This window comes from Micromonospora sp. CP22, from assembly GCF_009712475.1.
GTDB lineage: Bacteria > Actinomycetota > Actinomycetes > Mycobacteriales > Micromonosporaceae > Micromonospora.
On sequence record NZ_VCJO01000003.1, the window covers coordinates 242,517 to 266,417 of the forward strand.

The following is a 23,901-nucleotide window of genomic DNA, read 5'->3' on the forward strand; positions in this document are numbered from 1 at the left end:
TTCTGTTTGCCTCAGCGGGCGATCTCGGTGACCCGGGACTCGCGGACCACGGTCACCCGGATCTGACCGGGGTAGGTCAGCTCCTCCTCGATCTGCTTGGCCACGTCCCGGGCCAGCACCGCCGCGCCGATGTCGTCGACGTCGTCGGGCTTGACCATCACTCGGATCTCCCGGCCCGCCTGCATCGCGAAGACCTTCTCCACCCCGAGCTTCCCGGCGGCGATCTCCTCGATCCGCTCCAGCCGCTTGACGTACGCCTCCAGGCTCTCCCGCCGGGCACCGGGCCGCCCGCCCGAGCAGGCGTCGGACGCCTGGGTCAGCACCGCCTCCACGGTCTGCGGCGGCACCTCGTTGTGGTGCGCCTCGATGGCGTGGACCACGTCCTCGCTCTCGCCGTACTTGCGGGCCACGTCCGCGCCGATGATGGCGTGACTGCCCTCCACCTCGTGGGTGAGCGCCTTGCCGATGTCGTGCAGGAACGCCGACCGCTTGATCAACGGCACGTCCAGCCGCAGCTCGGCGGCCATCACCCCGGCGATGTGCGCGGTCTCCACCAGGTGCTTGAGCACGTTCTGCCCGTACGACGTGCGGTAGCGCAACCGGCCCAGCAGGGTCACCAGCTCCGGATGGATCTCGGTGATGCCGACCTCCACCAGGGCGTCCTCGGCGGCCCGGTGGCAGAGCTGGTCCACCTCCTGGCGGGCCAGTTCGTGCACCTCCTCGATGCGGTGCGGATGGATCCGGCCGTCCAGCACCAGCTTCTCCAGCGTCAACCGGCCCACCTCCCGGCGTACCGGGTCGAAGCAGGACAGCAGCACCGCCTCGGGAGTGTCGTCGATGATCAGGTTGACCCCGGTGACCGACTCGAAGGCCCGGATGTTCCGGCCCTCCCGGCCGATGATCCGCCCCTTCATCTCGTCGCCCGGCAGGTGCAGCACACTGACCACGCTCTCGGCGGTCTGCTCGCTGGCCACCCGCTGGATGGCGTCGACCACGATGTGCCGGGCCCGCTGCTCGGCGGTGGCCCTCGCGTCGGTTTCGATGTCCCGGACCAACAGCGCGGCCTCGCGCTTCGCCTGCCCCTCGATCGCCTCGATCAACTCGGCCCGCGCGGCATCGGCGGTCAGCTCGGCGATCCGTTCCAACTCGCGTCGCCGCTGGTTCTCCGCCTCGGCGAGTTCGGCTTCCCGCTCGGCGAGCGCCGCCTCACGAGCGGCCAGGGCGGCAGTGGCCGCCGTCAGCTGGCGTTCCCGTTCCGCCAGCCGCTCCACCTCCTCGGTGTGCAGCCGCTCCCGCTCGTCCATCCGGGTCGCCCGCCGCTCGACCTCGGCGGCCTGTTCCCGGGTGGTCGCGGCGAGCACCGCCACCTCCCGCTCGCCGCTGCGCCGGGCTGCGGTGCGCAACTGCTCGGCATCCGCCTCCGCCTGCTTGTGCGCCCGTTCGAGTACCGTGTCCGCCTCGGCGCGGGCGGCGTCGAGCACCCGTCGGGCCTCCGCCCGAGCCGCCTTCGCCTCCGCCTTGGCCGCCGCTGCCTCGGCACGGGCCGCCGCTGCGGCGGACTTCGCCACGTCGATGGTGCTGTTGGCCTCGTCGGCGGCGGTACGCAGCGCGGCCAGCGACTGCTCCTGCCGATCCTTCTCCGCGACGTACGCGGGATCCTCCGGTGCCGGGCGCGCCATCAACCCGCGCACCATCCGCATCCCGACCAGGACCGCGCCGAGCACCACGAGGGTCAGCACCAGCACGGCGACGAGGAGCACGACGTCGAAGGTGCTCATCGGCCCGCTCCGCCCGACCCGACACCGACCACGGTGGCCTCGCCCCGCCCCGGACCGATTCCGGTGGCGGCCGGCGACACCGGACCGACCCCCGTGGTGGCCGGTGACATCGGAGCGTGTCCCGGCGGCCCCGAACTCTGCTCGCCGTCGTCGGTGGCCCCGGACCCCACCGGGCCGGGGGTGCCGCTCATGCCGGCACTCCGTTCCGCGCGCCGCTACCGGGCAGCACCGAACGGAGCCTCAAGGTCGGCTCGCTCCGCTCGCTCATGCCGGAACTCCGGTGAACCTGTGCCGCCTCGCCATGGCGCGCCTCCCCTGAACCGTCGCGCCGCAACAGCCTGCCGGGGTGGGCATGCTCCTGCGACTCTGGACGCCCGACCGGAGCGCATGGCCGTGAGGTGGCTTCCTCCGCCGACGTCCATGACGGTCGTCGGCGGGCCGGGTGCAGTGTCACGCGAGCCCGGACCGGCCTGTCCGGGCTGACGTACGTGGCCGTTGGTACCGGCCAAAGTGATGCTGTTCTGTTACGGGATCTATGTTGTGCGCTTAGCCTGCGCTGGGTCGGGCAATGTGAGCCTTTATGGCGAGGCTAGGTCCCAACCGGCCTCCGGTCAAGAACGGATGATCAAACCACCCGGACGGAGGGAAGTTGAATCGTCACCCTCCGCCAATGAACACTCGGACGCCTGAGGGCAAAAAAGACGAATCTTCAGTGCCGATGTCATTCATCCGGGCTGGTCATGTCGACGCGGAGCGCACCAGGAGCGTACGCGGTCAGCGGTCGATTTCACCTTCGGCATCGGCGAGGGCGTCGGCGTCGATCTGCTCGGCGAACTCGGCCGCCTCGGCGCTCTGCGCAGCGATCGCGTCCTTCACTGCCCGGATGGCCACACCGGCGGGGTAGCCCTTTCGGGCCAGCATCCCGACCAGCCGCCGGAACACCGCGTCCGGCTCACCTCGGGCGGTACGCAGCTTTCGCTCCACCAGGGCACGGGCGGTCTCCGCCTCGGTGGCCTCGTCCAACTCGCTTAGGGCCGCACTGGCCGTCTCGCCGTCCACGCCGCGCTGGCGCAGCTCGTTGGCCAGCGCCCGACGGGCCAGCCCACGGCCGGTGTGCCGGCTACTCACCCAGGCTCGGGCGAACGCGGCGTCGTCGATGATGCCGACCTCGTCGTAACGGTCGAGGACCTGGTTGGCGGTCTCCTCGGAGATGCCCCGCTGAGCCAACGCGGCGGTCAGCTCGGCACGCGTACGCGGGCGCACCGCGAGCTGTCGCAGGCAGATCTCCCGAGCGACCTCGGCCTCGTCGCGGGGCGCGGCTGCCCCCTCGTCGCGCGCCGGACCGCGAGCCCTTCGAGTGGCACCGGCTCCGCCTCGGGAGACGCCAGGTGCCGGAACGCCCGAAGCCGACGCCTCCTGCGGATCGGTCGACGCCGGGTCACCTGGATCGGTGGCGCTCCCGACCGCGCCGCGGCCCCGCCGGGGACGCGGTGTGGCATCGCCCGCACGGGGCGGGCTGGCATCCCAGCCTCGCCCCGTGCGGGCACGTCGTCCTGCCACAGGTCAGGATCAGAAGTCGACCGGCGGCAGCTCCGGGCCGCCGGCGGCATCGCCCGCGCCGACCCCGACGCCGAGCTTCTCCAAGATCTTCTTCTCGATTTCGGCGGCCACGTCCGGGTTCTCCCGGAGGAACTCGCGGGCCTTCTCCTTGCCCTGACCCAGCTGGTCACCCTCGTAGGTGTACCAGGCACCGGACTTGCGAATGATCGACTGCTCGACGCCGACGTCGATCAGCGAGCCCTCGCGGGAGATGCCCTTGCCGTACATGATGTCGAACTCGGCCTGCTTGAACGGGGCCGCGACCTTGTTCTTCACGACCTTGACCCGGGTCCGGTTACCGACCACGTCGGTGCCGTCCTTGAGGCTCTCGATGCGGCGCACGTCGAGCCGGACCGAGGCGTAGAACTTCAACGCCCGGCCACCGGTGGTGGTCTCGGGGCTGTTGTGCACCATGACGCCGTCGACGAAGTAGTTGTGGTTGCCCTCAACCTCGATGTCGAACCGGTTCATCGAGCGGGTCTTCGGCTTGACCCGGACATCGATGATCCGCGCAGGCACCGGCATCAGCTCCGCCGGGACGAACTGCGGCTCGACGGCACACTGGCCTCGGAAGCGCGGCAGCAACTTGGCCTCCATCGCCGCCGGCACGTAGGGAGCGACCAGCTCCTGGAACCTCGCCGACGACTCCGTGGTGAAGACGATCGACGCCGTCTGCCGGGCGCCTCGGGAGACCAGCTGCACGTCCATGCCGTACGCGTCACGCAGATGCTCCACCAAACGGTCGCGGCTGCCCTCCGCCATCGCCTCGACGCAGATCTCGATCCGGCCGGAGCTGCCGGCCGTACGCTCCTGCGGGCCCTCGGAGCGGGCGGTGAAGCAGCCATCGTCCATGTACCACACGGCGAGAGCGAACGGGGTCAACGCCTTGAGGTAATCCCAGCTGAGGTGCTTCTTGCCGTCGCCGAGGTAGACCGCGCGGCGCAACTCGTCGAGCTCCGGCAGCGGGGTGAAGTCGACGAACGCCGCGCCTCGTGCGTCGACCCGTCGGGTGTGGTCGATGTTGCCGAGCAGCGAGATCTTCCAGTCGAGGTAGTCGACCTGCTCTGCACCGTGGCCGAGACGGAAGATGACACCGGAGCGATCCTGACGGTTCGGCGACAGGGCACCGTCGCCCATCAGCGAGCCGAGCACGACCTGCCACTGCTGCTCGCTGAGGCGGCGAGCCTCGGCGAGCATCACCCGGTCACCGGCGATCAACTCGCCCGCTTCCCGCCAGCCGCCCGGAGTGCGCACCAGGTGGTTGGGGGTGGCGGCGAACTGCGCCCGCCCGTTGCCGCCCGACTTGGCGACGGTGAACTGGAGGAACTGCTCTGCCGGACCGTTGTTGAACCAGTTGGTGATCCGCTTCGGCTCCACCCGGTCGGTGACCGGGTTGTAGGAGAGGACCTCGACGTCCATCCGCTGGTTGACGATCTTGCCGATCTTCTCCTGCGTGCCGTCGGCCAGGGTGACCCTGGTCGAGTACGACATGCATCCGAACATCACGCCGATCTTCTCGCGGAGCTGGTTGATGAAGATCGCCGTGGTGCCGGTGTTGTTGAGCACACCGGTGATCTTCCGCAGCGCCTGGCTCATCAGCCGGGCCTGGAGGCCGACGTGGCTGTCGCCCATCTCACCCTCGATCTCGGCGCGCGGCACCAGCGCGGCGACCGAGTCGATCACGATGATGTCGATCGCGCCGGAGCGGACCAACATGTCCGCGATCTCCAACGCCTGCTCGCCGGTGTCCGGCTGGGAGACCAACAACGCGTCGGTGTCGACGCCGAGGGCCCTGGCGTACTCCGGATCGAGCGCGTGCTCGGCGTCGATGAAGGCGGCGATGCCACCGGCCCGCTGGGCGTTGGCCACCGCGTGCAGGGCGACCGTGGTCTTACCGCTGCTCTCCGGGCCGTACACCTCGACGACCCGACCACGAGGCAGACCGCCCACGCCGAGCGCCACGTCGAGCGCGATGGAGCCGGTCGGGATGACCGAGGTCTGGATGACCGGCCTCTCCCCCAGCCGCATCACCGAGCCCTTGCCGAACTGTTTGTCGATCTGAGCGAGAGCAAGGTCGAGCGCCTTCTCCCGGTCAGGTCCTGCCGCCATGGTTGCCACCCCTGCCTTCGCCGGCGTCTTTCCTGAGCTTCGCGTCACGCGGGACACGCTAGGCGCTAGGTCCGACAGAAAACCAGCCGACCGGCCGTGGCCTGTGGACGAGCACCCCGCTGTGGACAATAGCCGAACAGGTGTACGACTCGGCAAGAGACACGCGGAAGTAACGAATCGGCTGCTCAGCGTAGCCGGGCAGGCACGCGGTCGGGGTAGGCGGCGACCACGGCACGCCACACCACATGCGTCTCCACACCCGCCGCGAGGGCCTGCTCGATGGTCCGCCCACCGAGTTCCGACAACACCTGGTCACTGGCGATGCTGGTCGCGTACGCCGGCCCGAACGCCTCGGCCAGGCGCGCCCAGAAGTCGGTCAGCCGCACGTGATCAGTCCTCCCTGTCCGGTGCGCTCACCGGCACCGGACGCAACGCTAGCGCCAGCAGGGGCACCACCGCGACCGCGGCGAGCAGGGTCAGCACCGGATAGCCCGCCAGTTGCATGACAAACCCGCTCAGCGCCCCCGCCAGCGCCCCGGCCAACCCCATGAGCAGGTCGGACAGCCCTTGCGCGCTGGGGCGCACCTCGTCCGGCACCGACTCCGACAGCAGGGTGGAACCGGCCACCATGGTCGCCGACCAGCCGAGCCCGAGCAGGATGAGCCCGACGGTGAGCCGGGCAGTGTGGTGCCCGGCGGTGCCGGCGACCGCGCAGGCGGCCAGCAGTGTCCCGATCCCACCGAGGATGACCGGGCGGCGGCCGAACCGGTCGGCGAGCCAACCCACCACCGGCGCCAACGCGTACATGCCGGCGATGTGCAGGCTCAGCACCAGCCCGACCACCGGCAGCACCTCGTCGACGGAGTGGTATTCCCGCAGGTGCACCGGCGTCATCGCCATCACCGCCACCATCACCAGGTGGCCCACGGCCACGGCGGCGACGCCGAGCCGGGCGGGCGGTCTGGCGCGTACCACCGACCAGGCGGCACGCATGCCCCGGCCGCGCCGGGCCGTCGGAGTCGGCGTCGCGACCGGCTCGGCCGCCGCCGTGCCGGCCGGGGCGAGCGCCGACGCGGCCGGTGCCGGATCGGGCGTGACCGGTCCCGGCGCGGACTCACCGGCGCGGGCCGCCGCGAGTCGGCGCGCGGTGAGCAGCGGGTCCGGCCGCAACAACAGCAGCAGTACGCCGGCGGCGAGCACGAACGCGACGGCGCTGAACGCGAACGGGCCGGACAGCGCCGGCAGGCCCCAGCCCCGGGCGGTGCGGTCGGCGAGGGCGGCGAAGTTCGGGGCGGCCACCGCACCGAGCGTGGTGGCCCAGACGATCAGCGACAGCTGCCGCGCGCGGCGGTCCGGTTCGGCGAGGTCGACAGCGGTGTAACGGGCCTGGAGGTTGGCCGCCGAGCCGCCACCGAAGAGGAACATGCCGAGAAAGAGCAGCGGGACCGAGCGGGTCTGGGTGGCGAGCACGACCAACACGCCACCCAGCGCACCGACCGCGTACGCGACCGCCAGACCCGGCCGACGGCCGTTACCGTTGATGATCCGGGTCACCGGCACGGCGAGCAGGGCGGCACCGACCACGGCGGCGCTCTGCGCCAGACCGGCCACGGCGGTGCCGGCGATCTCGGCGGCGAGCAGGGCACCGACGGCGATGCCGATGGTCGACCCGATGCCACCGACGATCTGGGTGCTGAACAGCAACCGCAGGACACGCCGCTGGATCGGCGCGACATCCGCCGTCGGTGTGGTCAGGTCGGTGGTCACCAGGAGGCTCCTCGGTAAGGGGTGACCATCCTTTCGCACCCGACCGGCCATCGGCAGCCGGGTTTCGTCACAGCCCCAGTCCGCGACCGATGATCTCCTTCATGATCTCCGTGGTGCCGCCGTAGATGGTCTGCACCCGGCTGTCCAGCCAGGCCCGCGCCACCGGGTACTCCAGCATGAAGCCGTAACCGCCGTGCAACTGCACGCACCGGTCGGCGACCCGGTTCTGCAACTCGGTGGTCCACCACTTGGCCTTGGCCGCGTCGGTCACCGACAGCCGTCCCGCGTTGAACTCGGCGACGCAGTGGTTGACGAAGGTCCGCGCGATGGTGACCTCGGTGTCCAGCTCGGCGAGGAGGAAGCGGTTGTGCTGGAACTTCCCGATCGGACGGCCGAACGCCTCCCGGGTACGCGCGTAGTCGAGGGTGAGCGCGAGCAGCCGTTCCGCGGCGGCGACCGCGGCGACCGCGATGCTGAGCCGTTCCCGGGGCAGGTTGGCCATCAGGTGGTAGAAGCCGTGGTTCTCGGTGCCGATGAGGTTGGTGGCCGGCACCCGGCAGTCGTCGAAGAAGAGTTCGGCGGTGTCGTTGGCCTTCAACCCGACCTTGGCCAACCGGCGGCCCCGGGTGAAGCCGTCGATGCCGGTCTCCACCGCGATCAGGCTCACCCCGTGCGCACCCTCGTCGGCGGTACGGGCCACCACGATGACCAGGTCGGCCAGCTCACCGTTGGTGATGAACGTCTTCTGCCCGTTGAGCACGAAGCTGTCCCCGTCGCGCACGGCGGTGGTGCGTACGCCGGCCAGGTCGGAGCCGGCGCCGGGCTCACTCATCGCGATGGCGGTGACCAGGTCTCCGGAGCAGAACCCGGGCAGCCAGCGCTTGCGCTGCTCCTCGGTGGTCAACTCGGTGAGGTACGGCGCGACGACGTCGTTGTGCAGACCGAAGCCGAGCCCGGAGCAGCCCGCGTTGACGATCTCCTCGACGAGGACGGCGTTGAACCGGAAGTCCCGTTGCCCGCCACCGCCGTACTCCGGGTCGACGTCCATACCGAGCAGTCCGGCCGCACCGGCGGTACGCCACACCTCACGGTCGACGATGCCGTCGGCCTCCCAGCGGTCGTGGTGCGGCACGGCCTCTTGGGCGAGGAACCGTCGGCACAGGTCGCGGAACTCGTCGTGGTCGGACTCGTAGAGGTGCTGCTGCATGGCGGTAAGTGTGGCACCGCCGGGCGGAGGAGTCAGCGGGCGAGGGCGCGGGCCGCGACGGTGAGGTCGGCGACCAGTCCGTCGTACGCGATGTCCTGGTTGTCGGCGCGGAGCACGGCGGACGGGTGGATGGTGGCCAGCAGTCGGGCCGGTGGTGCGTCGGTGGTCTCCCCGGCGCTGTCCACCGGCACCCGCCGGAAGTCCTCCGGGTGTTGCGCGGCGGCGGGCCAGGGCAGCAGTTCGCCGCGCTGGCGGGTGACCCGGAACGTCGGGCCGAGCAGCGCCTTCGCGGCGGTCGCCCCGAGCACCACGATCACCTCCGGGTTCAGCTGGGCGAACTCGGCGACCAGCCAGGGTCGGCAGGCGGTGATGTGCACCTGGTCCGGCGTCTGGTGGATGCGCCGCCTGCCGCGCAGAAAATGACGGAAGTGCTTCACCGCGTTCGTGAGATAAATGTGTCCCGGGTCCAGTCCGGCGTCGTCGACCGCCTTGCGCAGCAGCCGACCGGCGGGACCGACGAAGGGCAACCCCTTCTGGTCCTCCATGTCGCCGGGCTGTTCCCCGACGAAGACCACCCGGGCACTGGCGTCACCCCTGCCGAAGACGGTCTGCGTGGCGTCCCGGTACAGCTCGCAACCCTGGCAACCGGTGGCGGCGGCGCGCAGTTCGTCAAGGGTGTCGGTCTGCGGCGGGATGAACTGCTGGGCACCCGGTGCGGGCTCGGTCTCGGCCATGGCGACTGTTATATACCCGTTGGAAGCACGATGCCCGAGTAGGGCGCTGCCGCACGAGGTAGTCACCCGGCAGGAACAGCACCCTCAGCGTGGAAATACCCTCACGCTTCGTTTCGAGCAGGTTCGGACGGTTCTCGGCGAGCCACCGCGCCACGTCCTGCTTGTCCCACACCTTCCCCATCACAAGGGTCTGGTACGGGTCCGGGAAGCCCTTCGAATTGATCACGACGTTCACACGCTGGCGGGATACGTTCCCCAGCATCACGCGGATCTCCGCCGCACCCACGAGCTCTACCCGCTTCACATCTCCGAACATAGGCCGCGTCGCATCATTGCATCACTTCAACTTATTCCGACGTTGACGCGAGTAGACCGACGGGGCAGGTTTGGCCTCGTCAACACCACCAGCGGGAGGCACGGATGAAGTGGTTCCAGAGACAACACGACCCGGTGGACGTTGTGCGGCAGTCAGCGACCGGGTACGGCCGGCAGGATGGGCAGCCCGAAGCGCCGCCGCCCCGCGAGGGGCCGACCCGGGGCGGTCGGAACCGACGACGGATGACGACGGCGGTGCGCTTTGTCCTCTGTCGCCGCGAGCAGAGGAGGCACGCTGGCGCTGCCTCGAATCCGGCCTGAGGTTCCCTTCCGTGTCCAGCTCGCCTGGTCGGTCATCGACGCCCACCACGTCACGGTCTGCTCACGGTGTCGGCCGGACTCGGCCTGCCCCAGCTCACCGACGCGGCAGCGGTCATCAACGCCTGGCGTACCTCGGTCGGGAGATCTGCTGTGGCTGACCCGAGCGGCAAGTCCGCAGTTCTACCGGCCCATCCGGTTCCGGTTGATCAAGAAGCTTGATCTGACCACCTACGACGGCTGGATCTGGTTGGAGGGATACCAGGTCGACGACCGGGGCGACGCGATCGCTCGTCGTGCGGTGTTCGTCCGTGAGCAGGGCCTCCGCAAGCTCTAGTCAGAGGTACGCCCACAGCCCCGCAGCTCGCGCTCCCCGTCTCAGCTGAGCGCACGCTGCTCCGTCAGCCCCGCCGATCTTGGACAGTTTCCGTTAGCGACTAACAGGAATTGTCCAAGATTCGCGTTCCAGATCTCGCTCCGACGCCCCGCACGGCCGCGCCGGAGCCGCGCACGGCCGCACCAGCGCCGCGCACGCGCCATGCCAGCGCCGTGCGGGTCAGGGCACAGCGGTGTCGGTCAGGGCACGGTCCGTGTCGGTCAGGGCACGGTCCGTGTCGGTCAGGGCACGGTCCGTGTCGGTCAGGCGGTGAAGCCGGGCGCTGGGGTGGGGCGGGCCGCCCGCGCGACCGCCTCGGCAAGTGCCGGGATCTCCTCCTCGCGCAGGTCGCTGACGGTGATGCGCAGCCCCGGCGGACCGGCGATCCGGTAGAGCATGCCGGGCGCGACGGCCCAACCGGCGTCGCGTAGGGCGGTCAGCGTGCTGGTCTCGTCCTCGACCGGCACCCAGACGTTGATGCCGGTGCGTCCGTGTGCGGGCACCCCCCGGTCGGCCAGGGCGGCGACCAGGCCGCCGCGTCGCCGTTCGTAGCTTTCCGCGGCCCGGGTGACCAGGGCGGTCGTCTCCGGGTCGCGCCAGAGGGACAGTACGAGCCGTTGCAGCACGGTGGAGACCCAACCGGCACCGACCCGGGCCCGGCCGGCCACCCGGGCGAGCGTGGTCTCGTCTCCGGCCAGTGCGGCCAGGCGCAGGTCGGGACCGAAGGGCTTGCTCACCGAGCGGAGGAAGGCCCAGTGGGTGGCCGCTCCGGCGAGCGGGTGCAACGGTATGCGGGCCAGCTCGGCGGCGTGATCGTCCTCGATCAGCAACAGGTCCGCTCGTTCGGCGAGCAGGGCGCGCAGGGCCTCGGCCCGGTCGGCGGAGACCGCCGCGCCGGTGGGGTTCTGGGCCCGGCTGGTGACGATGAGCGCCCGCGCTCCGGCGGCCAGTGCGGCGGCGACTCCCGCGACGATCGGCCCCTCGTCGTCGATCGGCACCCCGATCGGCCGCAGCCCGAGAGCGGCGAGCAGGTCGAGCAGCTCGGCCCAGCCCGGGTCCTCCACGGCGACGGCGTCGCCGTGCCGCAGATGCGCCCCGAGCAGGCGCTCGATGCCGTCGAGCGCGCCGCCGGTGAGGGTCAGCCCGGCGACCGGCACCCCGTCGGCGGCGAGTCGCGCGCTGGCCGCCTCGACCATGTCGGGGAGTACGCCGAGGTCGGGATAGCCCACCGGGTCGCCGAAGGCGTCGGCGAGAGCGGCCAGGTGTCGACGCAGCGGCGGCAGCAGTCGCCGGTCCGGTCCACCCCGGGACAGGTCGCGCAGCCCGGGTGCCGATGGTGGGCGCAGCGCGGCCCGGCGGGCGGCGACCGGTGGGCGGGAGCGTACCCGGGTGCCGTGCCGACCGGCGGTGACGACGAGCCCGCGCCGACGCAGCTCGGCGTAGGCGCTGGCGACGGTGGCCGGGCTGACGGCCAGCTCGGCGGCGAGTGCGCGCACCGACGGTAGTGGGTCGCCGGGGGCGAGGGCGGCTTCGCGGATGCCGGCTTCGATGCTGGCCGAAATCTCGACGGCCGTCGCGCCGTCCACCTGATAGCGTGCTGACACAAACAAGAGATTGTACTAGAACAAAGGTGGACACGCATGTACCCGCAGACCACCCGCACCACCGCCAGTCGGTCCCGGGACCGGATGAGCTACGACCGGGCCGCCACCCACGCCGTGCTCGACGAGGCGTACCACTGCACGCTGGGGTTCACCGTGGACGGTGAGCCCCGCGTACTGCCCACGCTGCACGTACGCATCGGCGACACGCTCTACCTGCACGGCTCCACCGGCAGCCGACCACTGCTCGACGCCCGCGCCGACGGCCTGCCGGTCTGCGTCACGGTCACCCTGCTCGACGGGCTGGTCTACGGCCGCTCCCAGTTCCACCACAGCGCCAACTACCGGTCGGTAATCGCGCACGGCACCGCGCACCTGGTCACCGACCCGGGCGAGAAGACCGACGTGCTGACCGCCCTGGTGGAGAAGGTCGGTGTCGGCCGGGCGGCGGACAGCCGTCCCCCGAGCCGCCGGGAGCTGGCCGAGACCGCCGTACTGGCGCTGCCGCTGGTGGAGGTGTCCCTGCGCAGCCGCACCGGCGGGGTACGCGACGAGCCCGCCGACCTCGACCTGCCGCACTGGGCCGGGGTGGTGCCCCTGCGACTGACCGCCGGCCTGCCGGAGCCCGACGTCGGCGTCACCGCGCCGCTGCCCGCGTACCTGCGCCCGGCCCGCTCGCCCTGGCACGAGCCGGTGGCGCTGCGCGGCGAACACGTGCTGCTGGAACCGCTCGACCTGTCCCACACCGACGAGCTGTACGCCGCCACCGCCGAGGCCGAGGTCTGGCAGTACCTGAGCCGGTCCCTGCCGACCGGTCCGGAGCAGCTGCGTGAGGTGATCCTCGCCGCGCTGAACCAGCAGCACCGGGGGGAACGGGTGGCCTGGGTGCTGCGGTGCGCCGGCACCGGCGCGGTGGTCGGCACCACCTCCTACTACGCGATCGCCCCGCAACGGCGGTCGCTGGCGATCGGGCACACCATACTCGGCCGACCGTGGTGGCGTACCGGGATCAACACCGAGGCGAAGCTGTTGCTGCTCGGTCGGGCCTTCGACGAGCTGGAGGCGGTGCGGATGGTCTGGCACACCGACATCCGCAACGAGCGTTCCCAGCGTTCCCTGGAGCGGCTCGGTGCACACCGGGAGGGCGTGCTGCGGATGGACCGGCAACGTCCGGACGGCTCGTGGCGGGACACCGTGCAGTATTCGATGACCGTCGACGAGTGGCCGAAAGCACAGGTCAGCCTGCGGGAAATGCTTCGCGCGCAACCCTCCTCGACCCGATGATGTCGGGCGTGCTGGGGATCACCGACATCTGGACGTACGTGCTGGGCACCGTGGCCATCGTGCTGCTGCCCGGCCCCAACTCGCTGTTCGTCCTCTCCACCGCCGCACGCCGTGGGGTCGGCGTCGGCTACCAGGCGGCCAGCGGCGTCTGGGTCGGTGACGCGATCCTCATGTTCCTCTCCGCCGCCGGAGTGGCCTCGCTGCTCAAGGCGTACCCACCGGTCTTCCTCGTGATCAAGTACGCGGGTGCCGCGTACCTGGGCTATGTCGGGTTGACCATGCTGCGCGGAGCCTGGCGGCGCTGGCGCGACCGCAACGACCCGAGCAGCCCGCGCCTGATCGACGCCGCGGAGCCGGCGGCGACACGCAGCCCGTTCCGTAAGGCGCTGGTGATCAGCCTGCTCAACCCGAAGGCGATCCTCTTCTTCGTCTCGTTCTTCATCCAGTTCGTCGACCCGACCTACCCCTGGCCCGCGCTGTCGTTCCTGCTGCTCGGCCTGATCGCCCAGCTGTCCAGCGCGCTCTACCTGACCGCGTTAATCTTCGCGGGCACGTTCCTGGCCGCTCAGTTCAGCCGGCGGCGTCGGCTGGCGGCCGGTGCGACGAGTGCCGTGGGTGCCCTCTTCCTCGGTTTCGGTCTCAAGCTCGCCCAGGGGTAAGGAAGGGCACCCTGTTAACGCCTCCGGTAGTACAAGGGTCCCTTCCTAACATCGCACCGGGCGGGTCAGGTGCCGTCGGAGCCGCCGCCACCGCTGCCTCCGGCCGCGCCACCACCGCTGCTGCCGGTCCCGCCGGACGTGTCGAGGTCGGAGCCCGGCGGGACCGGGCGGTCGGGTGGGCGGCTCACATGGGCCGACTCGGAGATGGGGGCGGACCAGTCGGCGTGCGCCGCCGCGGCGGCGTGCCGGTCGATGGCCTCCCGCAGCCACCCGTCCACGGTGCTCACCCAGTCCCGCTGGTCGGCACCGACGTGCCAGATCCGGAACCGGCTGATGCTGGTGTGGGTGATCCCGGCCAGCGCCAGCCGCCGGTCACACCAGAGGATCACCTCCAGACCGGCGGAGTTGGCCACGAAGATCACCTCCAGTTCGGTGATCGGCCCGGCGTAGAGCGGCCCGACCCAGAAGCCCCACCGCTGGTGCAGGGGTAGCGCCTGCTCCACGCCGGGCAGTCGACCGGCGACCAGCCCGGACTGGCGAACGCTGAAGCCGAGCGTGTCCAGGGCGGCCAGCACATGCTGCTGGGTCGGCAGCGGGTGTACGAAGATCGGCACCAGGGCACCCTGGTCCAGGGTGGCGTCGATCGCCACCTCGGTACGCAGCCCCATCCGCAGACTGAGCAGCGGCACCCCGCCCATGGTGGTCACCGGCGTCTCCCACGGCACCGGGAACTCGAACGGGATCGAGCGGGCCCGTCCCGCCCGCAGCACCGACGCGCCGGCCACCTGCGCCTGGTGGAACTGCATCAGCCGACGGGGCGCCTCCGGGTCGTCCGGCTCGACCGTGCTGACCAGGCCGAGCCGGACGTGCAGGACCGGCACGTCGACGGAGCCCGCGATCAGGTTCACCCGGCCCGGCAGGCGCAGCCCCGGGCGGGTGCTCGGGTTGGCCAGCGCGGTCTGCACCGTCAGGCCCGTTCCGCCCGATCCCGGTGACACCCCCGTCAGCCGCACCCGCGTGCCCCTATCTGAGCCGGCGCACCGCGCGCGGAATCGAGTCGGTCTCGTCGTCGAACTCCCCGATGACCTCCTCCAGCAGGTCCTCAAGGGCGACGAAGCCGACCGGCCGGGTCGGGCCGCCACCGTTGCGGACCAGGGCGAGCTGCGACTGGCGGGCCCGCATCACGGCCACCGCCTCGGTCACCGTGGCGGTGTCGGGGATGGTGATGGCGTCGTTCATCAGGTCGGCCGCGGTGGCATCAGGCCGCCCGGCCATCGCCCGCACCGCCTCCCGTACGTGCACCAGGCCGCAGACGTCACCGGCGGCGTCCAGCACCGCCAGTCGTGACCGGCCACTGTCCCGGCTGACCTGCTCGATGCGGCCCGCCGGATCGTCTCGACGGACGGTCACGATCCGATCGAACGGTTCCATCACCTGGGCGACTGTCGTGCCCTGCAACTCCAGCATGCTGGTGAGCAGTTCGTGCTGGGCGGCCCCGAGCAGCCCGTGTTCCCGGGACTGCTCCAGCAGCATCCGCAACTCGTCCGGGCCGTGCACCTGGGCCAGCTGGTCCTGCGGGTTGACCTTCACCAGCCGCAGCAGCGCGTTGGCCACCGCGTTCAGCAGGGACAGCACCGGACGGGCGACCCGGGCGAAGGCCCGGAACGGCAGCGCCAGCAGCAGCGCGGACCGCTCCGGGTGGGTGATCGCCCAGGACTTCGGTGCCATCTCGCCGACCACCAGGTGCAGGAAGGTGACCAGGCTCAGGGCGAAGATCAACGCGATCACGTGGCTGGCGCCGTACGGCAGGCCGACCGCGTGCAGCAGCGGACCGACCAGCCGTTCGATCGCCGGCTCGGCCAGGGCGCCGAGACCCAGCGTGCACAGGGTGATGCCGAGCTGCGCACCGGCCAGCATCAGCGACAGCTCGCGTACGCCGTCGAGGGCCGCGCGGGCGGCCCGGCCGCCGCTGGCCGCCGCCTGTTCCAGGCGGTATCGCTTGCTCGCCACCAGGGCGAACTCGGCGGCGACGAAGAAGCCGTTGAGTGCCAGCAGGACTCCCGACGTGAGCAACGCGAACCCGGTGCTCATGCCGTCACCTCCGCGGACCCCTCGGCGAGCTGGAGGCGGACCGAGTCGGCCACGTGCCGGTCCACCGCGAGCACCTCGACCAGCGCACGCGGCGGGACCGCGCCGTTGTCCCCGTCGGCCAGCAGGCTGATCTCCAGCCGGTCACCGACCTCGGGCACCCGGCCCAACTCCCGCATGACCAGACCGGAGATGGTGTCGTACTCGGGCCTCTCGGGCAGGGCGATACCGGTGCTGTCGGCCACCTCGTCGATGCGCCAGCGGGCCGGCACCACCCACGAGCCGTCCTCCTGCCGCGCTGGGGCCCGCTCCGGCGGGTCGTCCTCGTCACGGATCGGGCCGACCAACTCCTCGGCGATGTCCTCCAGCGTGATGACCCCGGCGAAACCGCCGTACTCGTCGACCACGCAGGCGAGCTGCCGGTGCCCCGAGCGGAGCCGGTCCAGCACCGTGGGCAGCGGCAGCGTCTCGGGCACCAGCAGCGGGGGTACGGCCACCGCGCTGACCGGGGTGGTGGCCCGCTCGGCCGGTGGCACCTGGAGCACGTCGGCGATGCCGATCACGCCGACCAGGTCGTCGACGCCCTCGGTGCCCCGGACCGGGAAGCGGGAGCGCCCGGTGTCGAGCAGTTCGACCACCCGGCTGACCGGCTCGTGCGCCCGCACGGTGTGCACGTCGACCCGGGGCACCATGACCTCGCCTGCGGTCAGTTGCCGGAAGTCGAGCCCCCGGTCCAGCAGTGTCGACATGTCCGCGTCGAGGTGCCCCTCCAACCGGGACTCGGCGATGATCTGTTCCAGATCCTCCGGGGTGGCGCCGCTGGGCAGCTCCTCGATCGGCTCGATGCCGACCCGTCGCAGCAGTCGCACCGCCGCCTTGTCGAAGAGTTTGATCAGCGGACCGGCGATGGCCAGGTAGACCAGGGTGGACCGGGCCAACGCCCGAGCCACCGGTTCGGCACGGGCGATGGCCAGGTTCTTCGGGGCCAACTCTCCCACGACCATCTGCACCACCGTGGCGATGACCAGCGCCAACGCCACCGACAGCGGCAGGCTGACACCGGTGGAGACACCTACCACGCCGAGCAGCTCGGCCAGGCCGGCGCCGAGGTACGGCTCGGCCGCGTAACCGACCAGCAGGGCGGTCACGGTGATGCCGAGCTGCGCGCCGGAGAGCATGAACGACAGCCGTCCGGTGACCTCCAGCGCCCGGGCGGACGCCTGGTCACCCTCGTCGGCGCGCTGCTTCAGCTTGCCGCGGTCGACCGCGACGTAGCCGAACTCCTGCGCGACGAAGTACCCCGTCGCCACGGTCAAGACGATGATCAGAAGAAGACCGACGATGATCAACACGGGAGGTTCAGGGCTCCCGGGGTCGTCGATCTGTGGGGATGCCGGGGCTTACCCGGCTGGCTACTGCTGCCCTCCTGGGCAGAGGAGTCGATCATGCGGCCATTCTACCGGCGTCCAGGTCGCCACCGGGGCGTGAGCTCGTACTCTTGGTGTCCCGCCGCTCAGCGGTCCGCGAGTTCGTCGGCGTCGAGCAGCCTGCGGTCGACCTGCCCGGCGCGGTACGCAGCCCGACCGATCATCTGAGCGGCGACCGGCGCGGTGGCCAGCTGGAAGACGCCGACGAGGGCCACCATCCCGAGGTCGACGGGGCTGCGCAGCCGGAGGGCCACGCCCAGCAACAGCAGCAGCGCCCCGAGGACCTGCGGTTTGGTGGCCGCGTGCATCCGGCTCAACGTGTCGGGAAAGCGCAGCACCCCGACGGCGGCGGCCAGGCTCAGCAACGCGCCGGTGAGCAGGCTGACCGCGCCCAGCCAGTCGGCGACGGTACCCGGTGTCACAGCTGGTCCCGGACGGCGAAACGGGCCAGCGACACGGACCCGACGAAGCCGAGCAGGGACAGCACCACCAACACCGGCAGGGTGGTGACATGCCGGTTGACCGCTGCCTCCGCGCCGACGGCACTGACCATGGTGGCCAGCAGCATGTCGGCGGCGACGACCCGGTCCAGCAGCGACGGGCCCCGGTAGAGGCGGACCAGGGCCAGCAGAGCGGTCAGCGACAGCAGGCTGGTCAGGGTGATGGCGAGGAAGACGGTCACGGTGACTCCTTGTCCGCTGTTCCGGTGTGCACCCGGTCCAGCTCGTCGTTCGAGCCGACCGCCGCGACGATTCGCCGCTCCAGGGTGCGGATGTGGTCACGGCTGGCGGCGAGGGCCTGGGGGCCGTGTACGTCGAGCACGTGCACGTAGAGGATTCCGGCGTCGCGGTCCACCTCCACGATCAACGTGCCGGGCACCAGGGAGAGCGCCTCGGCGGTCAGGGCCAGGTTGAGATCGGTGGGTACGCGCAGCCGCACCGCGATGATGGCCGAGCGGGGGGTGTAGCCGGGCTGCACCGCGATCCGGGCGATGTGGGCGCTGGCCCGGATCAGCTCGACGACGAATCGGCCGGCGAACACCAGCACGCCCCACGGCCGCAGCCGCCCGTTGAACGTCACCGGCGGCAGCGGGAAGAACACCAGCACCACGGTGGCGATCAGCAGCCCACCCAGCAGGTTGCCCCAGGTGAACTCCCCCCAGAACAGGTTCCAGGCCACCACCAACCAGCCGTAGGCGATCATCTGGTCCCGCCATCGGCCAAGGCGGCTCTGTCGGCCCGGCGGCTCGACGCCCGGTGCGGTCATGACGCCCCGCCAGGCAGGACGGCACGTACGTACGGGGTGCGCTCGATCAGGTCCGTCGCCGCCTGCCCGGTGTAGTCGAACAGCGGACCCGCCACCACGGTCAGCCCCACCCCGACCGCCACCAGGGCGACCGTGGCACCGACCATCAGCGCCGGCAGCGGCGCCGTCGCCGGGTGCGACTCACAGGGGGAACGCCAGAAGGCGATGTTCCACATCCGGCTCGCGACGTAGAGGGTGAGCAGACTGGTCGCGGTGCCGACGACCACCAGTGTCCAGGCCAGGGGACCGCCCACGGCCACCCCGGCCTGCAACAGTCCGAGCTTGCCCAGGAAGCCGGAGAAGGGCGGGATGCCCGCCAGGTTCATCGCCGAGACGAAGAAGAGCACGCCCACCATGGGTGCCATCCGGGCGAGCCCGCCGAGGCGACGCAGGTCGGTGCTGCCGGCCCGCTGCTCGACCAGTCCGGCGATCAGGAACAGGGTGGTCTGGATGGTGATGTGGTGGACCACGTAGAAGATCGCGCCGACCAGACCGGCGACCGTGCTCAGGGCCACTCCGAAGATCATGTAGCCGATGTGGCTGACCAGCGTGAAGGACAGCAACCGCTTGATGTCCGACTGGGCCACCGCGCCGAGGATGCCGACCAGCATGGTCAGGCCGGCCGCCACCATCAACAGCAGTTCACCGGCCTGCTGCCCCGGGAAGAGGAGGGTCTGGGTTCGGATGATCGCGTACACGCCGACCTTGGTGAGCAGGCCGGCGAAGACCGCGGTGACCGGGGCGGGGGCCGTCGGATAGCTGTCCGGCAGCCAGGCCGACAGCGGGAAGACCGCCGCCTTGATGCCGAAGGCCACCAGCAGCATCAGCTGGAGACTCAGGCGTACGCCGTCCGGCAACGCGTCCAGCCGTGCCGCGAGTTGGGCCAGGTTGAGCGTGCCGGTGGCCGCGTAGACCAGGCCCACCGAGATCAGGAAGACCGTCGACGCCAGCACGTTCACCACGACGTAGGTGGAACCGGTGCGGATGCGCAGCGGGGTGCCGTTGAGTGTGATCAGTACGAAGCTCGCGGCGAGCAGCATCTCGAAGCCGACGAAGAGGTTGAACAGGTCACCGGCGAGGAACGCGTTGCAGACACCGGCGGTCAGCACCAGGTAGGTGGGGTGGAAGATCGCCACCGGGGAGGACTCCCCGGTCTCCGCCTGGCCCTGCCCGATCGAGTAGAGCAGCACGCAGAGGGTCACCGCCGAGGAGACCACCAACATCAGCGCGGCGAGTTGGTCGGCGACCAGCACGATGCCCACCGGTGCCGGCCAGCCACCGATCTGCATCACCAGCGGTCCCTCCCGGTGCGCCTGGACCAGCAGCACCACCGCCACCGCCAGGTTCGCGCCCAGGCAGCCCACGCTGACCGTCCGCTGGATCGACGACCGGCTGCCCAGCAGCAGGGTCACCGCGGCGCCCAACAGCGGTAGCACCACCGGCAACGGCACGAGCGTGCTCATCGCCACCACCGGGCCGGTGCGCTGCGCGGACTCATTCCCGGCCCTCCTGACGGGGCGGGGCTGGCGCGTCGACCTGCTCCGGGTCGACGGCAGCCGGTTCGGTGGCCAGGTCCGCGGCGGACACCTCGCGACGGGCAGCCCTTCGGACGATCTCCTGGTCCTCGATGTCGTCGGGGACCTCGTCGTCGCCGCTGAGGTACCAGCTGCGGTAGCTGATGGCCAGCAGGAAGGCGGTGAAGCCGAAGGTGATCACGATGGCGGTGAGGATCATGGCCTGGGGCAACGCGTCACTCATGGCGGCCTCGTCAGCGATCCCGACCACCGGCGGCTCGCCGGCCCGGCCGCCGAAGATGATCAGCAGGTTGACGCCGTTGCCGATCAGGATCACGCCGAGCAGGACCCGGCTCAGGCTGCGTTCCAGCAGCAGGGTCACGCCGCAGCCGACGATCACACCGATCGTGATGAAGGAGAAGAGGTTCGCTCCCGAGTTCACCGCTGCGCCCCCCATCGCCCACCGGCCAGCCCGCCCTCGGCCCCACTGCCGTTCTCGATGTGCCGGTCCACCTCGGCGCCGAGGCTGCGTAGCACGTCCAGCGCCAGACCGATCACCACGAGGTACACGCCGATGTCGAAGAAGAGCGAGGTGACCAGATAGAAGTGGCCGATCAACGGCAACCACAGGTCGATGGTGGTGCTCGCCAGCAGGGTGCCGCCGATGATCAGGGAGACCACCCCGCTGCCGACCACGAGCAACAGACCGGCACCGAGCACCGTGCCGGCACCGACCGGCGCGGCCTCGATCAGTTCGTAGCGGCCACCGGCGAGGTACCGCATGGTCAGCGCCAGGCTGGCCACCAGGCCACCGGCGAAGCCGCCGCCGGGCGCGTTGTGCCCGGAGAAGAGCAGGTAGAGGGAGAACAGGACCGCGGTGTGGGAGATCAGCCGGGTGACCACCTCCAGCACGATCGACCGTTGCCGCTCGTGCAACGTGACCCCGCCGCGCAGCCAGACCGCCCGGCCGGCCGCTGGCTCGTCCTCAGCGATCTCGCGTCGACGGGGACGGGGCCCGGTACGGGACTGATGGAAGATCAGGCTCGCCACTCCGGTCGCGGCGGCCACCAGCACCGCCGTCTCCCCCAGGGTGTCCCAGGCGCGGATGTCCACCAGGGTCACGTTGACCACGTTGCGGCCGTGCCCCCCTTCCACCGCGAGCCGGGGGAACTCGTCGGAGATGGACCGCGCCTGCCGGGCCGCCGCGGCTCCGACGGCCAACGCGGCCACGGTCGTCCCGACGATCGCCCCGATGAACCGCCGGAGCCAGCGACTACGCCGCAGCGGTCGCTGCGAGAAGCGCTCGGGTAGCCGACGCAGCACCAACACGAAGATCGCGATGGTCATGGTCTCCACGAGGACCTGGGTCAGCGCCAGGTCGGGCGCGCCGTAGAGGACGAACATCATGGCGGTGCCGTAACCGGTGACGCCGACCAGCAGCATCGCGGTCAGTCGCCGGGTGGCGTTGACGGCGAGCAGCGCGGCGACGCAGACCACCAGCAGCACCACCGGCTGCGCGGGGGTGGCCCACAGGTTCAGCGACTGTTCCCAGGGCCGGACGAGGAACAGCGACCCGCCCGGCACGGCGGCCAGGACGATCAGGATGAGGCCGAGGTACTGCGGCAGCGATCCCCGCTGGGTGAGGCTGGTGACGTCCACGGCCAGCCGGTCGAAGCGGTGGCTGACCCACTCGTATCCCTGTTGTCCGGTGACCGGCGACCGCAGACTGGCCAGCACCGGGGCCAGCGGACCGCGCACCGCGAACAGCGCCGCACCGCCCGCCAGGGCCAACGCGGACAGACCGAGCGCCGGGGTGGGGCCGTGCCACAGGGCCAGGTGTTCCCCGACGGTGCCGAAGAGTTCCGGGTACGGGCGCAGCAGGTGATCCAACGCCCCCGCGGCCGGGCCCGCGGCGAGCCCGACGAGCGCCAGCAGGGCCGGCGGGAGCAGCATCGACGGCGCGATCCGGCCCAGGTCGGTGTCGGCGATGCCGGGACGCGTCGCGAACGCGCCCCAGACGAACCTGATGCTGTACGCGACGGTGAGCACGGTGCCGGCGACGAGCACCGCCAGCACCAGAGGCTGGTCGGTGAAGGCGGCGAACACGGCCTCCTTGGCGACGAAGCCGAACAGGGGTGGCAGTCCGGCCATCGAGGCGGCGGCGAGCACGGCCACCCCGGTCAGCACCGGTGCGGTACGCCGCAGCCCGGACAGCTGGCGCAGGTCCCGCGTTCCGGCGCCGTGGTCGATCACGCCCACCACGAGGAACAGCGCCGCCTTGAACAGCGCGTGGGCCAGCAGCATCGCCACACCGGCGAGCGCGGCGTCCGCGGTGCCCATCCCGACGACCACCGTCAGCAGGCCGAGTTGACTGACCGTGCCGTAGGCCAGCAGCAGCTTCAGGTCGTTCTGCCGCAGCGCCGCCCACCCACCGACCAGCATGGTGGCCAGGCCGGCGACCAACACCACCGGCCGCCACGGGCCGACCACGGCGAGCGCCGGGGCGAGCAGACCGAGCAGGTAGATGCCGGCCTTCACCATCGCCGCCGCGTGCAGGTACGCGCTGACCGGTGTCGGTGCGGCCATCGCCACCGGCAGCCACGAGGCGAACGGCAGCACCGCCGACTTGGACAGCGCGCCGAGCAGGATCAACAGCACCGCGACGACCAGGTACGCCCCGCCGGGCAACGGCTGCTGTGTCACCTCCGACCAGCGGTAGGTGCCGGCGTGGTGGCCGAGCATGATGAACCCGATCAGCATGGCCAGGCCGCCGAAGGTGGTCACGATCAGCGCCTGGGCCGCCGCCCAGCGGCTCGACCGCCGCTCGGTGCTGTGGCCGATCAGCAGGTACGAGAAGACCGTGGTAAGTTCCCAGCAGACGTAGAGCAGCAGCAGGTCGTCGGCGAGGACCAGCCCGAGCATCGCCCCGGCGAAGCCGACCATCACGCCCGCGAACCGGGAGTTGCCGAGCGCCTCGGGTGGGAAGTACCGGCCGCTGTAGCAGATCACCAGCGCCCCCACGCCGCCGACCAGCAGGGTCATCAGCCAGGACAGGGTGGTCATCCGCAGGGCCAGGTCCAACCCCAGGTCCGGGATCCACGAGTACGTCTCGACCACCGCGCCGCCGTGGGCCACGTCGGGTGTGCGGGCCAGGGCCCAGCCGAACGCGGTCGCCGGCACCAGCGCCAGCAGGTAGCAGGCGCGCGGACCCCACCGCCGGACCAGCAGCGGCGCCACGACGGCCGCGACGAGGTGCAGGATCAGCAGTACCAGCACGCGCGCTCCCGGTCGAGGTGGCCCGAGACGCCCCACGGGGGTTGAGGCGCCTAGAGCGATCAGACGACAGGGCAACGCGCTATGGGTGCGTTTTGCGAGATCAGTACACTTTTGCCGTCAATGCAGCGAAAGGCGGGTAACAGCCGAATCAGCTGTGCGCAGCGAGATCGGTAGCGGTGTTCCCACCGCCGCGTCCCGACCGTACCGGCCGCCCCTCGACGACCAGGTCCGGCCGACCCAGCTGGGCGGCGGTCCGGTTGACCAGCCGCTGGGCCGCGGCGAGGGAGCGCACGGACAACAGTCGGCCACGGCTCTCCCGACGCAGCACGAAGTAGTGGACGGCGGCCCGCACCTGGGCTCGATCGGCCGCGCTGGCCTGCGCGGTGGTGACGACGAGTTCACGTAGGCAACTGGCGAGCCGCTCGGCCAGTTCGAGGTCGGGGCCGTGCAACCCGGCCCGCAGGGCGGTGAGGTGGCTGTCGACCTTGCGGATGAGGACGTCAGTGCCGGACACCGGACTCCGCTCCTCGACGGCCATCCGACT

22 protein-coding genes and 2 pseudogenes are annotated in these 23,901 nt (G+C 71.0%); 3 read left to right on the plus strand and 21 right to left on the minus strand.

The features are described 5' to 3' along the window. Positions 1–11: 11 nt before the first annotated feature. The 10 genes and pseudogenes from rny to FF096_RS07080 all read right to left on the minus strand — a co-directional run bounded on the left by rny (position 12) and on the right by FF096_RS07080 (position 9,194). The gene (gene rny, locus FF096_RS07045) at positions 12–1,778 is read right to left on the minus strand and encodes a ribonuclease Y (RefSeq protein ID WP_155215594.1); all 1,767 of its coding nucleotides are present in this window, start codon (positions 1,776–1,778) and stop codon (positions 12–14) included. Continuing rightward, on the minus strand, positions 1,775–1,969 hold the full coding sequence (locus tag FF096_RS07050; protein ID WP_155215596.1) for a hypothetical protein: 195 nt from the start codon (positions 1,967–1,969) through the stop codon (positions 1,775–1,777). Before FF096_RS07050 ends, rny begins: the two co-directional genes overlap by 4 nt. Positions 1,970–2,552: 583 nt before the next feature. Continuing rightward, complete coding sequence (locus tag FF096_RS07055) at positions 2,553–3,338, minus strand: regulatory protein RecX (RefSeq protein WP_309222830.1); 786 nt, start codon at positions 3,336–3,338, stop codon at positions 2,553–2,555. Positions 3,339–3,347: 9 nt separating this feature from the next. Next, the gene (locus FF096_RS27150) at positions 3,348–3,848 is read right to left on the minus strand and encodes a hypothetical protein (protein WP_275410384.1); all 501 of its coding nucleotides are present in this window, start codon (positions 3,846–3,848) and stop codon (positions 3,348–3,350) included. A 171-nt stretch (positions 3,849–4,019) separates the two neighbouring features. Beyond that, positions 4,020–4,574 (minus strand): annotated as a pseudogene (locus FF096_RS27155) (LAGLIDADG endonuclease); the annotation flags it as partial. Between the two features lie 60 nt (positions 4,575–4,634). Continuing rightward, positions 4,635–5,486: pseudogene (gene recA, locus FF096_RS27160) on the minus strand (recombinase RecA); the annotation flags it as partial. Positions 5,487–5,671: 185 nt separating this feature from the next. Beyond that, positions 5,672–5,872, minus strand: coding sequence for a DUF3046 domain-containing protein (locus FF096_RS07065; RefSeq protein ID WP_309222831.1), 201 nt, complete (start codon positions 5,870–5,872; stop codon positions 5,672–5,674). A gap of 4 nt (positions 5,873–5,876) precedes the next feature. Continuing rightward, on the minus strand, positions 5,877–7,253 hold the full coding sequence (locus tag FF096_RS07070; RefSeq protein ID WP_375335304.1) for an MFS transporter: 1,377 nt from the start codon (positions 7,251–7,253) through the stop codon (positions 5,877–5,879). A 67-nt stretch (positions 7,254–7,320) separates the two neighbouring features. Next, the gene (locus FF096_RS07075) at positions 7,321–8,460 is read right to left on the minus strand and encodes an acyl-CoA dehydrogenase family protein (RefSeq protein ID WP_155215603.1); all 1,140 of its coding nucleotides are present in this window, start codon (positions 8,458–8,460) and stop codon (positions 7,321–7,323) included. A 32-nt stretch (positions 8,461–8,492) separates the two neighbouring features. Further along, entirely contained in the window at positions 8,493–9,194 is a 702-nt protein-coding gene (locus FF096_RS07080; RefSeq protein WP_155215604.1) for a UdgX family uracil-DNA binding protein, read from the minus strand. Between the two features lie 838 nt (positions 9,195–10,032). Between FF096_RS07080 and FF096_RS27010 the strand changes: the two genes are divergently transcribed. After that, positions 10,033–10,164 carry a hypothetical protein gene (locus tag FF096_RS27010; RefSeq protein WP_255456596.1) on the plus strand — a complete coding sequence of 44 codons (132 nt, stop codon included), beginning with the start codon at positions 10,033–10,035 and terminating at the stop codon, positions 10,162–10,164. 302 nt (positions 10,165–10,466) lie between these two features. Here FF096_RS27010 and FF096_RS07090 read toward each other — a convergent pair whose 3' ends face one another. Then, positions 10,467–11,807 carry an aminotransferase class I/II-fold pyridoxal phosphate-dependent enzyme gene (locus FF096_RS07090; RefSeq protein WP_309222832.1) on the minus strand — a complete coding sequence of 447 codons (1,341 nt, stop codon included), beginning with the start codon at positions 11,805–11,807 and terminating at the stop codon, positions 10,467–10,469. A gap of 36 nt (positions 11,808–11,843) precedes the next feature. On the opposite strand from FF096_RS07090, the gene FF096_RS07095 reads away from it, so the two are divergent. After that, a complete protein-coding gene (locus FF096_RS07095) occupies positions 11,844–13,088 on the plus strand; it encodes a bifunctional pyridoxamine 5'-phosphate oxidase family protein/GNAT family N-acetyltransferase (protein ID WP_155215608.1) in 1,245 nt (414 codons plus the stop codon). Continuing rightward, complete coding sequence (gene leuE, locus FF096_RS07100) at positions 13,085–13,747, plus strand: leucine efflux protein LeuE (protein WP_155215610.1); 663 nt, start codon at positions 13,085–13,087, stop codon at positions 13,745–13,747. Before FF096_RS07095 ends, leuE begins: the two co-directional genes overlap by 4 nt. 65 nt (positions 13,748–13,812) lie before the next feature. Here leuE and FF096_RS07105 read toward each other — a convergent pair whose 3' ends face one another. From FF096_RS07105 to FF096_RS07150, 10 genes are all read right to left on the minus strand, one after another. Next, positions 13,813–14,760: a sporulation protein gene (locus tag FF096_RS07105; RefSeq protein ID WP_309222833.1), complete on the minus strand. Its 948-nt coding sequence runs from the start codon at positions 14,758–14,760 to the stop codon at positions 13,813–13,815. 10 nt (positions 14,761–14,770) lie between these two features. Next, the gene (locus FF096_RS07110) at positions 14,771–15,838 is read right to left on the minus strand and encodes a hemolysin family protein (RefSeq protein WP_155215612.1); all 1,068 of its coding nucleotides are present in this window, start codon (positions 15,836–15,838) and stop codon (positions 14,771–14,773) included. Continuing rightward, a complete protein-coding gene (locus FF096_RS07115; RefSeq protein ID WP_309222834.1) occupies positions 15,835–17,187 on the minus strand; it encodes a hemolysin family protein in 1,353 nt (450 codons plus the stop codon). The genes FF096_RS07110 and FF096_RS07115 overlap by 4 nt, the downstream gene beginning before the upstream one ends. Positions 17,188–17,348: 161 nt before the next feature. Further along, positions 17,349–17,684: a monovalent cation/H(+) antiporter subunit G gene (gene mnhG, locus FF096_RS07120; RefSeq protein ID WP_309222835.1), complete on the minus strand. Its 336-nt coding sequence runs from the start codon at positions 17,682–17,684 to the stop codon at positions 17,349–17,351. Further along, positions 17,681–17,944 carry a monovalent cation/H+ antiporter complex subunit F gene (locus tag FF096_RS07125; protein WP_309222836.1) on the minus strand — a complete coding sequence of 88 codons (264 nt, stop codon included), beginning with the start codon at positions 17,942–17,944 and terminating at the stop codon, positions 17,681–17,683. The genes mnhG and FF096_RS07125 overlap by 4 nt, the downstream gene beginning before the upstream one ends. Then, a complete protein-coding gene (locus FF096_RS07130; RefSeq protein ID WP_155215616.1) occupies positions 17,941–18,528 on the minus strand; it encodes a Na+/H+ antiporter subunit E in 588 nt (195 codons plus the stop codon). The genes FF096_RS07125 and FF096_RS07130 overlap by 4 nt, the downstream gene beginning before the upstream one ends. After that, positions 18,525–20,030, minus strand: a complete 1,506-nt coding sequence (locus tag FF096_RS07135; protein WP_155215618.1) for a Na+/H+ antiporter subunit D — start codon at positions 20,028–20,030, stop codon at positions 18,525–18,527. Before FF096_RS07135 ends, FF096_RS07130 begins: the two co-directional genes overlap by 4 nt. A gap of 31 nt (positions 20,031–20,061) precedes the next feature. Then, positions 20,062–20,538: a Na(+)/H(+) antiporter subunit C gene (locus FF096_RS07140; protein ID WP_155215620.1), complete on the minus strand. Its 477-nt coding sequence runs from the start codon at positions 20,536–20,538 to the stop codon at positions 20,062–20,064. Then, positions 20,520–23,357, minus strand: coding sequence for a Na+/H+ antiporter subunit A (locus FF096_RS07145; RefSeq protein ID WP_309222838.1), 2,838 nt, complete (start codon positions 23,355–23,357; stop codon positions 20,520–20,522). Before FF096_RS07145 ends, FF096_RS07140 begins: the two co-directional genes overlap by 19 nt. Before the next feature lie 148 nt (positions 23,358–23,505). Beyond that, positions 23,506–23,895 (minus strand): hypothetical protein, encoded by a 390-nt coding sequence (locus FF096_RS07150; protein WP_155215622.1) that lies wholly within the window; start codon positions 23,893–23,895, stop codon positions 23,506–23,508. Positions 23,896–23,901: the final 6 nt, after the last annotated feature.